Source organism: Mangrovimonas futianensis, from assembly GCF_021245805.1.
GTDB lineage: Bacteria > Bacteroidota > Bacteroidia > Flavobacteriales > Flavobacteriaceae > Mangrovimonas > Mangrovimonas futianensis.
Genome location: NZ_JAJJNF010000011.1, coordinates 1 through 12,490 on the forward strand (window position 1 = coordinate 1; position 12,490 = coordinate 12,490).

The following is a 12,490-nucleotide window of genomic DNA, read 5'->3' on the forward strand; positions in this document are numbered from 1 at the left end:
CTTACCATTCCGAACAGAGTAGTTAAGCCCGTTAGCGCCGATGGTACTGCATTGTGGGAGAGTAGGTCGCCGCCTTTTTTGAAAGCACTTGTCATTTGACAGGTGCTTTTTTTGTTTTTAACAATCTTGGACAGAAATAATCTCTTTTACAATCTATATAAAGATTTATAGATAATGGTTATTCTAGCTAAACAATCAAAAGTGTTATTGATATACTTATCTTTTAGATAACTAACTAATTAGTTTATTGAAGGATACGGTTAATTATATACATCAACTATAGTAAAATATATAATTTGTTGGGCTCTTAGGACCAGAACCGAAAATTCCCTCAAATCTTACCATGTCATGAGCAATAGTAATACTAAGCAGTATGCTTAACTATTTTTAAATGAGGACTTTACTTATAGGGTAAGGGACCAAGCTCGCTCCAACTTTCTGAACTTGTGAAGTTCTCTTCGAAGTAACCATACATAATCACGTCCGTTGCTGTTGCAGTTTTCTAATCTTCTACAGCTATGATATAGACGGTTGGTTAGTCTTCTAACAGAGGCAATGTGTTTATATTTTTTCTCGCTACAGATTTCTTGTTCTGCTTTTGCAATTTCAGGAGCCAAAGAAATCGATTGCTGTACAATATCACCAGAAAAGTATATATGACGATTTTCCTTTCCATCTGTGTAGATTTCAGAAAGATCATGATTCAAATAGCTGGAAATACTCCTTGAAAGTACAAATATTTCTAGCGCTTTTTGATAAATAGGTTGTTCTGTAAAATGTGATATCATATCTTTTCTAAGCAATTATTCAAAATTAGTGACAACTAATGAATTCCTGCTTTAAATATTAAATTAAAATGATATATTTACTTTAATATTTAATTAAGATGTTGACATGCCCATAGATAATTTAAACTGGAAAATCTTAAAATGTCTTCAAAGGAATGCTAGACTATCTCATACCGCTATAGGTAAGGAGGTAGGGATAAGTTCGCCAGCAGTATCAGAAAGAATAAAGAAAATGGAAGATGCTGGAATTATTGAGGGATATTATACTGCAATATCTTATTTTGATGTAGGATATCAATTAAAGGCTATAATTACGATTAGAGCTTTTATGGGGAAATTAAAACCATTTTTGGAAAAGGTTAAAACCTTTGATGAAGTCATTAATTGTTATCGTATCACAGGCCATGAAAATATTGTAATGGTAGTAATATTTAAGAATCAAAAACATCTGGAAAGCTTTATAGATCAATTAATTGTCTATGGAGAAACCAAAACACAAATTGTTTTATCTGATGTCGTTAGAAATGGAGAGGTTAGACCTCTTTAAGAGTTTTGGATAAATTATTGGCAATCATTTTAGCATGAATTATTGAATTTTCTATGAACCATTTGTGAGTTTCTTTACCTCCACAAATGACGCCAGCTAAGTAGATACCTTTTACATTACTTTCCATAGTTTCACTATTGTAGACTGGGATATCATGATTGTCCTTCTGTAATTGAATTCCTAAATTTTTAAGAAATTCAAAATTTGGTTGGTAGCCCGTTAAAGCTAAAACATAATCATTATTTAGTGTTTTTAATCCAGTAGGTGTATTTATAATTATTTCTTTTTCTTTTATTTCGGTAATTTCAGAATTATAGAAAACCTTAATACTTCCTTCTTCAATTCGATTCAAAATATCTGGTCTGACCCAATATTTAACACGCTCTCCTATTTGATTTTTACGTATTATCATGGTTACATCTCCTCCTTTTCTCCAAATTTCAAGGGCAGCGTCAACAGATGAATTGCTTGCGCCAATGACAGCCACTTTTTGCATGGAAAAGGGATGGGCTTCTTTGTAATAATGAGCCACTTTATCCAAATTTTCTCCGGGAACATTTAATAATTTTGGAATGTCATAGAAGCCAGTTGCAACGATAACATTTTTTGCTTGAATGTCCTGTTTAGTGGTTTTAATTAAAAAATGAAGGCCTTGTTTCTTAACATTAACCACCTCTTCATATAAATTAATAGTCAAATCATTATTGGAAACAACCCTTCGGTAATACTCAAGAGCTTCATCTCTATTTGGTTTAGGATTTGTGCTCATAAACGGAATATTATCAATCTCTAACCGTTCAGAAGTGGAAAAGAAAGTCATTTTTAAAGGATAATTAAACAAGGAGTTTGTTAATGCTCCCTTGTCTAATACCAAATAATCCCAACCTTTTTTCTTACATTCAAGAGCACAAGCGATTCCGATAGGACCAGCTCCTATAATAACGACATCTTTCATAATTTATAATTCGATTTCAAAATGAGGGCCTAAATTTTTTCTTCTTTTCATGTGAAGATTAAGAAACATCAAAAGTAATACACATAGGACTGCTAAAAAAGTTATGAGTAACCAAGTTGTGTTAAAACCTAACCCATCCACCATATGTAAGCCGGCATTATGGGCAATAATGTGAGAAATAGAAAAAGCAACACTGTAAAGTGCCATGTATTCTCCTTGGTTTCCTCTTTTGGCCTGTTGTAATGCAAAAGCATTTGAGAAGGGAAAGGTTATCATTTCTCCCACAGACATTAAAACCATACCAACAATTAAAATTCCTACCCAAGAAAACATGTTTAAAATAATAAAGCTTAAACCTGTTAAAAGTGCCCCAAAAAGCATCAACCCAGTTTTGGTAAAAGTTTTTGTTTCCAACCACTTAATTAAAGGCATTTCTATTATAAAAATTAAAAAACCGTTGAGTCCCAAAAGCAGTCCAATATATTTTTCATTTAAACCATACACCTCCTTGTAATATATGAGCATTGTGGAGAAATATTGTAGAAATATGACACCAAATAGAATCATGGCCAATAGGAAAATCATAAATGGGAAATCTGTAAAGGCTGATTTTGGCTGCATATTTTTATAGTCATCTAAAACTTTAACTTTTTTGGGGTGCAATACTTTCAAAAGGACTAAACTTGCTGCAATACAAGTAATACCATCCACCCAAAAAAGACCTCCATATGACATGGAAGTTATAATATAACCACCAATGGCTGGACCAGCAGAAAAACCAAGGTTTATTGCAAGTCTTATTAATGTAATAGATCTTGTTTTATTTTCAATTTTGCTATAGCTGTTTAGAGCTACAAACATGGCAGGTCTAAAAAGATCGGCAACGGTCATCACCAAAAATATTCCCAGGCAAATCAGATTGAAAGTTTTTAAAAACTGTAGCCAGATAAATAATATTCCTGATAAAAAAAGACTGAAAACCATGACTTTATAAAATCCAATTTTGTCAGTGAGTTTTCCTCCCAACCAAGATCCGGCTACTGATCCTAACCCAAAGGCACTCATAATCCATCCAACCTGTCCCAAGGAAAAATTTAGGTCAGTTGTTAAGTAAAGTGATAAAAATGGTATAACCATTGTACCCGCTCTATTGATTAGAGTAATCAAGGCCAACCACCAAACCTCTCTGGATAGACCAGAAAACGTATTGAAGTACATTTTTATTAATTTAATCATGACTCTAGGATATAAAAAAAGTCCAACTGTGAAGTTGGACTTTTTAAAATTGTTTTCGTTAACAGTTATAGCATAATCACAATAGTAAAACCATCCATCTTCCTGATTCAGAAGCGGTTCTTTGTTTGCAAATTGTGACGTAAGATTTCATTTGATTTTATTTTGTCAATCAAAACTAGTAAAAAATGTTTTAAGTTGTACTTTTAGAAACAAAAATAACGATGAAACTTTTTCAAATTTTCTTTCTATTATTAGCGATTTCTGCATGTTCCCAAAAAAGAGAGACTTTACCTGGAGACACAGAATGGCAAAAACAAATGAATGCTGATTTTAAAGATGCTACTAAATCACCTTTAAAAGAAAAGGATAGAAAATTGTTTAAAGGATTAGAATTTTTTTCTTTTGATTCCATCTATGTTGTTGATGCGATACTTATAAGAACACCAGAAGAAAAGCCATTTAAAATGAAAACAACTACCGACAGGCTTGCCGACTATGTCAAATACGGAATTGTTCAGTTTGAAATTGAAGGTCAATCCTTTAAACTAGATATATATCAAAATTTAGGTTTAATGGAAAAGGAAGGCTATGAAGATTATTTATTTCTACCGTTTTTAGATAATACTAATGGCAAAGAAAGCTATGGTGGTGGCAGATATGTTGAAGCACGTATTCCAAAAGGAAATAATATTGTCATCAATTTTAATGAAGCCTACAATCCTTATTGTGCTTATAATGATAAATATTCGTGTCCTATTGTACCAAGAAATAATTATTTAAATAGGAAAATAGAAGCTGGCGTAAAAGCATATGATAAGAACTAAACTAAAGCCATTTTACAAGGTACATTCCTGCAAAAACAGCTAAAAACCCTATAATAAAACTGGCAATGGTATAAATGGCAAAGCTGGTGAAGTCTCCTGTTTTTAAAAACACATGATTTTCGTAAGCAAAGGTGGAGAAGGTTGTAAAGCCACCACAAAAGCCCGTTGCCATCAAAAGGGTTTGTTCATGAGATAGTCCATTATTTTTAGAGGCATATCCAAGTATCAAACCAATGAGAAGGCTACCTAAAATATTAGCTGCAAACGTACCATATGGGATTCCTGTTTCTGAGCTGTTTAAGAATTTTCCAATTAAAAAGCGTAGGACACTACCTAGTCCACCTCCCAAAAAAACAAGAGCTAAGTGTTTCATTAAAGCAATTATTCTGCTGGTTGTTCTATAGCCACATATAATTCTGTAATCCAGTTGGCAGGATTGGGTTCCCGAGATGGATCGGTGACATAAGATTCAATCATTGAGCCAGTTTCGGCCGGTTTTAAATCGTATTGTTTTAAATAGGCCATGGTTTGATCCCAAGCTTGAGAAAGGTTGCTGTAATCTCCTTTCAAGGTAGTTTTGACACCTTTAAAGGGATCCAATTGCCCCGTTAAAATATCCCCTTCTGGTATAATCACCCTATCAGTAGTAGGAACACAACAAGAAAACATAGTAGTGCCTAATGTTTCATCCCAAGAATGGTAAATAGTAAATGGCGGGCCTGCCATGGTAAGGTTATTTTTCATGGCATAGGAGCTTACTTCGGTCATCATTTTTTCAATAGCTGTGCTCATTTCATCGAATCTACTGGATGTGGTCTTATAAATGTAAAAACCACCTCCGTGTTCGGAAATACCATTCACTTTAATGTCAAATTTCTTCATGGCGGCCATGGATACACTATCTAATTTTTCTAGACCTCGTTCAAAATCGGGACCAACCATTTTATCGAAACCTCCACTTAATGCAGCAAAGCCTTTAAAAATAAATGGGAGGTTATCACCTGTCATGGTCCAAGTTACATTGGTTTTTCCATCATCTGTAGGTTCAAAATCCCACAAAATATGGGATGGTTCATAATCATCAAATTGGATTTCCTGTATGATAGATTTATCAGTGTTAGCTGAAAGGGTTTTCATTTTTCCAATACCATCTTTGCCTTCCCAAGAATAGGAGCCTCCTTCGCCTTCAGTTTTATCAGCATAAGCTAATTTGATTGTGGGCTCCTTTTCAATCCAAGGAGACCAAGCTTCCCATTTTTTAAAGTCAATGACTTCATCGTATACTACCGACGGTGGAGCGTCAATGGTTTTGGTTCTAGAAACTTCATAGGAGTTTGGCTGAACGGCTATATAAATGGCAACACCAATAAAAGCTATAAGTAGTATAAAAACTATTAATTTAAGGAATTTCATTAGAGAGAGTTGATTGTTAACAATCAAAGATAATCAATTTTACAAACATGTATGAAATGCTTAATTTTGTGGGAATACTAATTTAATTAAAATGATGTTTAAAACAAGTTTAAGGTTAATGCTGGTGCTTTTACTAGTATTATCATGTGGTAAGGAAAAGTCTGAGCCAGAAGTAATGGTTACTGAGGAAAAATCAGAATCCTTTGAGTACGTTGTTGATCAATTTGCTGACCTTAAAATTTTAAGGTATCAAATTCCTGGATGGGAACAATTAAGCCTAAAAGAGCAAAAATTGGTTTATTATTTAACCCAAGCCGGTTTATCAGGTCGAGATATTATCTGGGATCAAAACTACCGATATAATTTAACAATCAGAAAAGCTTTAGAAACGGTTTACTCTGATTTTTCTGGAGATAAAAATACTGAGGAGTGGAAGGCTTTTGAAGAATACTTAAAGCGTGTTTGGTTTAGTAATGGAATTCACCACCATTATTCCAACATGAAAATTAAACCAGGATTTTCAGCAGATTATCTAAAAGAATTATTAGCAGCTTCTGGAGCAACTTTAGAAGGAGATGCATTTGATGTTATATTTAATGAAAATGACTCAAAAAAAGTGAATTTAGCTCAGGGTGTTGATAATATTGCCGTTTCTGCCACCAACTTTTACGGTCCTAATGTGACTAGTTCTGATGTAGAATCTTTTTATGGGAACATGAAATCCCCAAATCCTGAAAAGCCATTGTCATTTGGTTTAAATGCGCAATTGGTCAAAGAAAATGGAGTGGTCAAGGAACGTGTATATAAATCGGGAGGTTTATATGGAGAAGCAATTGATGAAATTATTAAGTGGTTGGAATTGGCCAAGGGAGTTGCCGAAAATCAACCACAGGCCGATGCTTTAGGTTTATTGATTGAGTATTATAAAAGTGGTGATTTAAAAACTTGGGACGACTACAATGTAACCTGGACAGCTGCTACAGAAGGTAATGTGGACTATATAAATAGTTTTATAGAGGTTTATAATGATCCGTTAGGGTATAAAGGGTCTTATGAAAGTATCATTCAAATTAAGGATTTTGACATGTCTCAAAAAATGGCAGTACTATCAGAAAATGCCCAATGGTTTGAAGATAATTCTCCATTAATGGATGATCATAAGAAGAAAAATGTCGTTGGAGTAAGCTACAAGGTTGTCAATGTAGCTGGAGAGTCTGGAGATGCTTCCCCAAGTACCCCTATAGGTGTCAACTTACCAAACTCTAGTTGGATTAGAAAAGAGGTAGGTAGTAAATCTGTTTCCTTAGGAAATATTATCCACTCTTATAATAACGCAGGAAGCACTGGTAGGTTAAAGGAATTTTCCAATGATGAAAAAGAAGTTATGTTGGAAGAGAAGTATGGTCAATTGGCCGATAAACTTCATACAGCATTGCACGAGGTGATAGGACATGCTTCAGGACAATTGAATCCAGGTGTTGGAACAACCAAAGAAACTCTAAAAAATTATGCATCAACCTTGGAAGAAGGTCGAGCTGATTTAGTAGGATTATATTATTTATACAGCCCAAAATTGCAAGAATTAGGATTAGTTGATGATTGGAAATCTGTAGGAAAGGCTGCATATGATGGTTACATAAGAAATGGCTTGATGACTCAACTTATTCGATTGGAATTGGGTGATGATGTTGAAGAGGCCCACATGAGAAATCGCCAATGGGTGAGTGCCTGGGTTTTTGAAAAGGGAAAGAAAGATAACGTGATTGAAAAAGTATCCAGAGATGGAAAAACGTATTTCAATATCAATGATTATGAAAAGCTTCACGAATTATTTGGGGAACTATTAAGAGAAACACAACGTATTAAATCTGAAGGTGATTTCACTGCAGTTCAAGAACTTGTGGAGACTTATGGAGTCAAAGTAGATCAAGATTTGCACTCTGAGATTTTAGAAAGAAATAAACAATTTAATTCAGCCCCTTACAGTGGTTTTGTAAATCCTGTATTGGTTCCAGAGATGAATGATCAAGGAGAGATTATTGCGATTAAAGTAACCCAACCGGATTCCTTTGAGGAACAAATGATGAATTACAGTAAACTATATCATTTTTTACCAGAGGTAAATTAAGTTATATGCTGAGACAAAAAAAAAGAGGATGTGAAAACATCCTCTTTTTTATTTTTAATTATTGGTTTACATGAATATAAATTTCAACATGGCAATAAAAGCAATAAACGAAATAAAAGCAATTAAAACCCAAATGGTACCTTTGTAGTATTTTTTATGAAGTTTTAAATCTCGTCTGTAAGTATAAGCAATCACTACAAAAAACACTACTGCAAATAAAATTGCAAAAACCAATTGTCCTTTACTGAACATATATTTATTTTTAAGCAAAAATAGACAAACAAGATATAAATATTGTGAAATGAAAGATAAAATTGAAGCCGTTAAACAATTCCATACAGCCTTTAAATTGGGATATTTAGAAGCGCCTAAAGCAGATCTCGGACAGGATAAAAATTTACTTCGCTATAAGTTGATGCGTGAAGAGAATGAAGAATATTTGGAAGCTGCCAATAACAATGATTTAGTGGAGGTCGCAGACGCTTTAGGAGATATGTTATATATATTATGTGGTACCATAATAGAACATGGACTTCAACATAAAATAGAAGAAGTCTTTGAAGAAATACAAAGAAGTAATATGAGTAAATTAGGTTCTGATGGGGAGCCTATTTATAGAGAAGATGGTAAAGTTTTAAAAGGGCCTAATTATTTTAAACCAGATATAGAAACCATTCTTAACAAATAAAAAAACGGAACCTTTAAGGTTCCGTTTTTTTTACTAGTCAACTTTGACTCTCCAACCAAATGGGTCTTCTGAGCGATTATATTGTATATCGGTAATTAATTTTTTCAATTTACTAGCATAACTATCTGTTAATTCTGGAAGATCATAGTCTGTTCCCTCATAGCCAAAGCCTGCAATAGGAGAAATAACGGCTGCGGTTCCAGATCCAAACATTTCTTTAAGTGAACCTTTCTCGGCAGCTTCAATAATTTCCTTAACAGAAACTTTTCTAACCTCTACAGGGATGCCATTGGCTTTTGCAATTTCAATAATACTTTTTCGTGTTATTCCGTCTAAAATTCTATCACTTGTAGGAGCGGTTAATAAGGTGTCGTTAATTCTAACAAAAATGTTCATAGCACCAGCTTCCTCAATAAACTCATGAGTGTTATCATCTGTCCAAATAACTTGGTTATATCCTTTTTCTATGGCTAATTGAGTTGGATAGAATTGACCAGCATAATTTCCACCAGCTTTTGCATATCCTACACCACCATTAGCCGATCTCGAGTATTTTTGCTCAATAGCTACTTTAACTTTTCCAGAAAAATAAGATCCAGAAGGAGCTGTAGCAATAATGAAAGTATACTCCTCAGCTGGTGAGGCATGGAAGCCATTTCCTGAAGCAAAAATAAAAGGTCTAATGTAAAGAGAACTGCCACTATCTGTGGGTATCCAATCAGCATCTACCTTTAATAGCGTTTTTAAACCTTCCATGAAGTAGTCTTCTGGTACTTCTGGGATGGCTAATCTTTTAGCAGAAATATTCAAACGCTTGCAGTTATTTTCTGGTCTAAATAAATAGATATCATTGTTCTCATCTTTATAGGCTTTCATTCCTTCAAAGACAGATTGACCATAGTGAAAGATCTTACTTGCAGGATCCAAGGTAAGGGGTTGATATGGTACAACTTTAGGCTCATTCCAAGAACCATTCTTGTAATGGCAAATTAGCATGTGATCAGAAAAAACTTTTCCGAATGATAAATTGTCAAAATCAGTTTCAGATAATTTTGAGTTCTTGGTTTTTTCAACCTTAATGTTTTTAGCTAAAATTGTAGACATTTTTTAAAAGTTTAAGAAGAGGCAAAAATACTGAATTTAAGCCTGATATAAAACTTAATGTTTACTTAAAAATACAGTATATTTGGCCCTAAATACTTTAATATTAAGCTATCATGAAACATCTTTTAAAAATTTTATTTATTACATTATTTATTATTTCCTGTAAAAACGGAGGGGAAAATAGTCCAGAACCTTCTGAGGCTCAGGATGAAATAGCCTATGTGTCTTTTGGTGAAAAAATTCAAGCCGATCAGGCCTTGGCCGCTAAGGAGATGAATGAAAAATTTAAAGATTTAACACCAGGAGATAGTGTTCGGGTTAAAATGACTTCTAAGGTAAATAGTGTTTGTCAAACTAAAGGTTGCTGGATGCGTTTGGATCTTGGAAATGAAGAAGAAGTCATGGTGAAGTTTAAAGATTACGGATTTTTTATGCCAAAAAATATTGCAGGCCAGGAGGTAATTATTGATGGTACTGCTTTTGTTGATGAAATGACCGTAGAAGAGCAAAAACACTATGCTCAAGATGCTGGTAAATCTGAAGAAGAAATAGCAGCTATTACTGAACCAAAAAGAACCTACACCTTTGTTGCTGACGGTGTTTTACTAAAAGAAGAATAATGAGAATACCAAGTATAGTCATCGTTCTTTTAATCTTTGTTACTGCTTGCAAAAGCAATGAGAAGGAAACACCAAAAGAGAAAAAGGTCTATGATATGTATGAATTTTCAGAGATGGCTCTTTTAATGGAGCAAATGTATGGACATAATCAAAGAATCAAACAGGAAATTTTGGAGGGAAAAATTCCCACGACATTTCCTGTCGATTTTTTAAGAATTCACTCAGCAGAGATGACTAAGCCTGAAGAGCGTAATGCTAATTTTGAGGCATTTTCCAAAGTGTTTTTAGAAGCACAAAAGGAAATTTTTAATGATTCATCTAAAGTGTCTTTACCCGACAGGTTTAACACCATGGTAGATGCCTGTATTTCATGCCATCAAACTTCATGTACGGGGCCAATTCCAAGGATCAATAAATTGCGTATCCAATAGTTTGAAACGTCAAATAATTACAACGGGTGATGGTTCAAAAACCATTCAAATTGAAGAGTGGAATGAGCAGTATCATTCTGTCCATGGTGCCATTCAAGAGGCAAAGCACGTTTTTTTAAAGCATGGTTTACATTATTTTTTAGATCAGGGACAAGTTGTAAATGATGGCGATAAAACCCTTTCTCAAAATGTTTCGATTTTAGAAATAGGTTTTGGTACGGGTTTGAATGCGTTTTTGACACTTTTGGAATCAAAGTCCAATAATTTACTTATAAATTATGTTGGCGTTGAAGCTTATCCCGTTTCTGAAACTGAAATTTCAGAATTGAATTATCCTGATCAACTTCAATCAGAAAAAGGTTCAGATTTATTCGAAAGGTTGCATCAAGTATCATGGGAGAAACCTCATTTAATTACTTCAGGTTTTCAACTCACCAAAATTCAAAAATTCTTTCATCAGATCACTTTTAAGGAAACATTTGATATTATTTACTTTGATGCCTTTGGGTCTCGAGTTCAGCCCGAATTGTGGACGGAGTCAATTTTTGAAATAATGTTTTTAGCATTAAAAAGCGGTGGAGTTTTGGTCACTTATTCGGCAAAAGGTTCTGTGAGAAGAGCTATGCTAGCTGTAGGGTTTTTGGTCGAAAAATTACCCGGTCCACCAGGAAAACGAGAAATGCTAAGAGCGGTCAAACCTTTTTCTTGAATAGATTATTTTCTGTTAAAAGTTTCAAGTAGTCGTGTTAAACCTAAATTAAATGATACAAGTATACTCTTACAAATATGTACCTTTGTTGATATATATTGAGAGTTTATGAGGGTTTTAATTACAGGAGCGACTGGTTTAGTGGGGAAGGAGATAGTAAAAAAATGTCTTGAGAATGATATTTCCGTTCATTATTTGACAACTTCAAAACATAAACTTCAAAATCAAAAAAATTATAAAGGCTTTTATTGGAATCCTTCCAAAAATGAATTGGATGCAGGTTGTTTTGATGGTGTTGATGCCATAATCAATCTAGCTGGTGCCACTATTGGAAGTCGATGGACCAAAAGCAACAAACAAGCTATTTTAGAGAGTAGGACCCAGAGTCTTCATGTTTTGAAGGAGGCCCTGTCAAAACAAGATCATTTAATAAGCCACCTTATTACAGCCAGTGCTATTGGAATTTATAAGGATTCCTTGACCAAATATTATGAAGAAGGATGCAACCATTTATCAGATAATTTTCTAGGGATGGTTGTTAAGAATTGGGAAGCAGCTGCAGATGAATTCATGGATTTAGGAATAGCCGTTGCAAAAGTAAGGATCGGTTTAGTACTCGATGCTAACTCTGGAGCATTACCGCAAATGGTAAAGCCAATTAAATATGGTTTGGGCGCTGTTTTTGGTAAAGGCAATCAATGGCAATCTTGGATTCATATTGAAGATTTGGCTGATATTTTTGTTTATATTTTAAGAGAAGAATTGCATGGGGTATATAATGGAGTAGCTCCAAACCCCGTCACTAACCACGAATTAACACATTCTATCGCTAATGTTTTAGATAGGCCATTATGGTTGCCAAATATTCCTAAAGTTTTGATGAAAACAATCCTTGGAGAAATGCATATTCTATTGTTTGAGAGCCAAAGGGTGAGTAGTAAAAAAATAGAGGAAAGTGGTTTTGAATTTAGTTTTCCAAATTTAAATCCAGCACTTCAGGATTTGTTAAAATAAAGAAGCCAGCTATAAAGCTGGCTTTTCTTCTAA

The 12,490-nt window shown here is 34.0% G+C and carries 15 protein-coding genes and 1 rRNA gene; 9 read left to right on the forward strand and 7 right to left on the reverse strand.

Annotated elements, in window-relative coordinates:
- Positions 1 to 78 (forward strand): 5S ribosomal RNA (gene rrf / locus LOK78_RS16885); the annotation flags it as partial.
- A 326-nt stretch (positions 79 to 404) separates the two neighbouring features.
- Here the strand turns inward: rrf and LOK78_RS15395 are convergent.
- On the reverse strand, positions 405 to 788 hold the full coding sequence (locus LOK78_RS15395) for a hypothetical protein (protein ID WP_053971541.1): 384 nt from the start codon (positions 786 to 788) through the stop codon (positions 405 to 407).
- Between the two features lie 106 nt (positions 789 to 894).
- Here LOK78_RS15395 and LOK78_RS15400 point away from each other — a divergent pair, with 106 nt between their 5' ends.
- Positions 895 to 1,335 carry an Lrp/AsnC family transcriptional regulator gene (locus tag LOK78_RS15400; protein ID WP_053971542.1) on the forward strand — a complete coding sequence of 147 codons (441 nt, stop codon included), beginning with the start codon at positions 895 to 897 and terminating at the stop codon, positions 1,333 to 1,335.
- Here LOK78_RS15400 and LOK78_RS15405 read toward each other — a convergent pair.
- Together LOK78_RS15405 and LOK78_RS15410 are read right to left on the reverse strand one after the other, a co-directional pair.
- Positions 1,322 to 2,290, reverse strand: a complete 969-nt coding sequence (locus LOK78_RS15405) for a YpdA family putative bacillithiol disulfide reductase (protein WP_232635525.1) — start codon at positions 2,288 to 2,290, stop codon at positions 1,322 to 1,324. The two genes, LOK78_RS15400 and LOK78_RS15405, sit on opposite strands and share 14 nt — an antisense overlap.
- Positions 2,291 to 2,293: 3 nt before the next feature.
- A complete protein-coding gene (locus LOK78_RS15410) occupies positions 2,294 to 3,526 on the reverse strand; it encodes an MFS transporter (protein ID WP_232635526.1) in 1,233 nt (410 codons plus the stop codon).
- A gap of 221 nt (positions 3,527 to 3,747) precedes the next feature.
- On the opposite strand from LOK78_RS15410, the gene LOK78_RS15415 reads away from it, so the two are divergent.
- Positions 3,748 to 4,350: a DUF1684 domain-containing protein gene (locus LOK78_RS15415; RefSeq protein WP_232635527.1), complete on the forward strand. Its 603-nt coding sequence runs from the start codon at positions 3,748 to 3,750 to the stop codon at positions 4,348 to 4,350.
- A gap of 1 nt (position 4,351) precedes the next feature.
- Here the strand turns inward: LOK78_RS15415 and crcB are convergent, their stop codons facing one another.
- Both crcB and LOK78_RS15425 read right to left on the reverse strand, forming a co-directional pair.
- Complete coding sequence (gene crcB, locus LOK78_RS15420; RefSeq protein WP_232635528.1) at positions 4,352 to 4,723, reverse strand: fluoride efflux transporter CrcB; 372 nt, start codon at positions 4,721 to 4,723, stop codon at positions 4,352 to 4,354.
- Positions 4,724 to 4,731: 8 nt separating this feature from the next.
- Positions 4,732 to 5,763, reverse strand: coding sequence for an SRPBCC family protein (locus tag LOK78_RS15425; protein ID WP_232635529.1), 1,032 nt, complete (start codon positions 5,761 to 5,763; stop codon positions 4,732 to 4,734).
- 91 nt (positions 5,764 to 5,854) lie between these two features.
- Here LOK78_RS15425 and LOK78_RS15430 point away from each other — a divergent pair, with 91 nt between their 5' ends.
- Entirely contained in the window at positions 5,855 to 7,891 is a 2,037-nt protein-coding gene (locus tag LOK78_RS15430) for a dipeptidyl-peptidase 3 family protein (RefSeq protein WP_232635530.1), read from the forward strand.
- Positions 7,892 to 7,957: 66 nt separating this feature from the next.
- Here LOK78_RS15430 and LOK78_RS15435 read toward each other — a convergent pair whose 3' ends face one another.
- The gene (locus tag LOK78_RS15435) at positions 7,958 to 8,143 is read right to left on the reverse strand and encodes a hypothetical protein (RefSeq protein WP_053971549.1); all 186 of its coding nucleotides are present in this window, start codon (positions 8,141 to 8,143) and stop codon (positions 7,958 to 7,960) included.
- 49 nt (positions 8,144 to 8,192) lie between these two features.
- On the opposite strand from LOK78_RS15435, the gene LOK78_RS15440 reads away from it, so the two are divergent.
- Positions 8,193 to 8,579 carry a pyrophosphohydrolase domain-containing protein gene (locus tag LOK78_RS15440; protein WP_232395804.1) on the forward strand — a complete coding sequence of 129 codons (387 nt, stop codon included), beginning with the start codon at positions 8,193 to 8,195 and terminating at the stop codon, positions 8,577 to 8,579.
- A gap of 33 nt (positions 8,580 to 8,612) precedes the next feature.
- On the opposite strand, the gene LOK78_RS15445 is transcribed toward LOK78_RS15440, so the two are convergent.
- Complete coding sequence (locus tag LOK78_RS15445) at positions 8,613 to 9,683, reverse strand: branched-chain amino acid aminotransferase (RefSeq protein ID WP_232635531.1); 1,071 nt, start codon at positions 9,681 to 9,683, stop codon at positions 8,613 to 8,615.
- 113 nt (positions 9,684 to 9,796) lie between these two features.
- On the opposite strand from LOK78_RS15445, the gene LOK78_RS15450 reads away from it, so the two are divergent.
- The 4 genes from LOK78_RS15450 (at position 9,797) to LOK78_RS15465 (ending at position 12,457) form a co-directional block, all read left to right on the forward strand.
- On the forward strand, positions 9,797 to 10,303 hold the full coding sequence (locus LOK78_RS15450; RefSeq protein WP_232635532.1) for a DUF4920 domain-containing protein: 507 nt from the start codon (positions 9,797 to 9,799) through the stop codon (positions 10,301 to 10,303).
- On the forward strand, positions 10,303 to 10,734 hold the full coding sequence (locus LOK78_RS15455; protein ID WP_232635533.1) for a hypothetical protein: 432 nt from the start codon (positions 10,303 to 10,305) through the stop codon (positions 10,732 to 10,734). The genes LOK78_RS15450 and LOK78_RS15455 overlap by 1 nt, the downstream gene beginning before the upstream one ends.
- A gap of 1 nt (position 10,735) precedes the next feature.
- Positions 10,736 to 11,443, forward strand: coding sequence for a tRNA (5-methylaminomethyl-2-thiouridine)(34)-methyltransferase MnmC2 (gene mnmC2, locus LOK78_RS15460; protein WP_232635534.1), 708 nt, complete (start codon positions 10,736 to 10,738; stop codon positions 11,441 to 11,443).
- Between the two features lie 108 nt (positions 11,444 to 11,551).
- On the forward strand, positions 11,552 to 12,457 hold the full coding sequence (locus LOK78_RS15465) for a TIGR01777 family oxidoreductase (RefSeq protein WP_232635535.1): 906 nt from the start codon (positions 11,552 to 11,554) through the stop codon (positions 12,455 to 12,457).
- Positions 12,458 to 12,490: the final 33 nt, after the last annotated feature.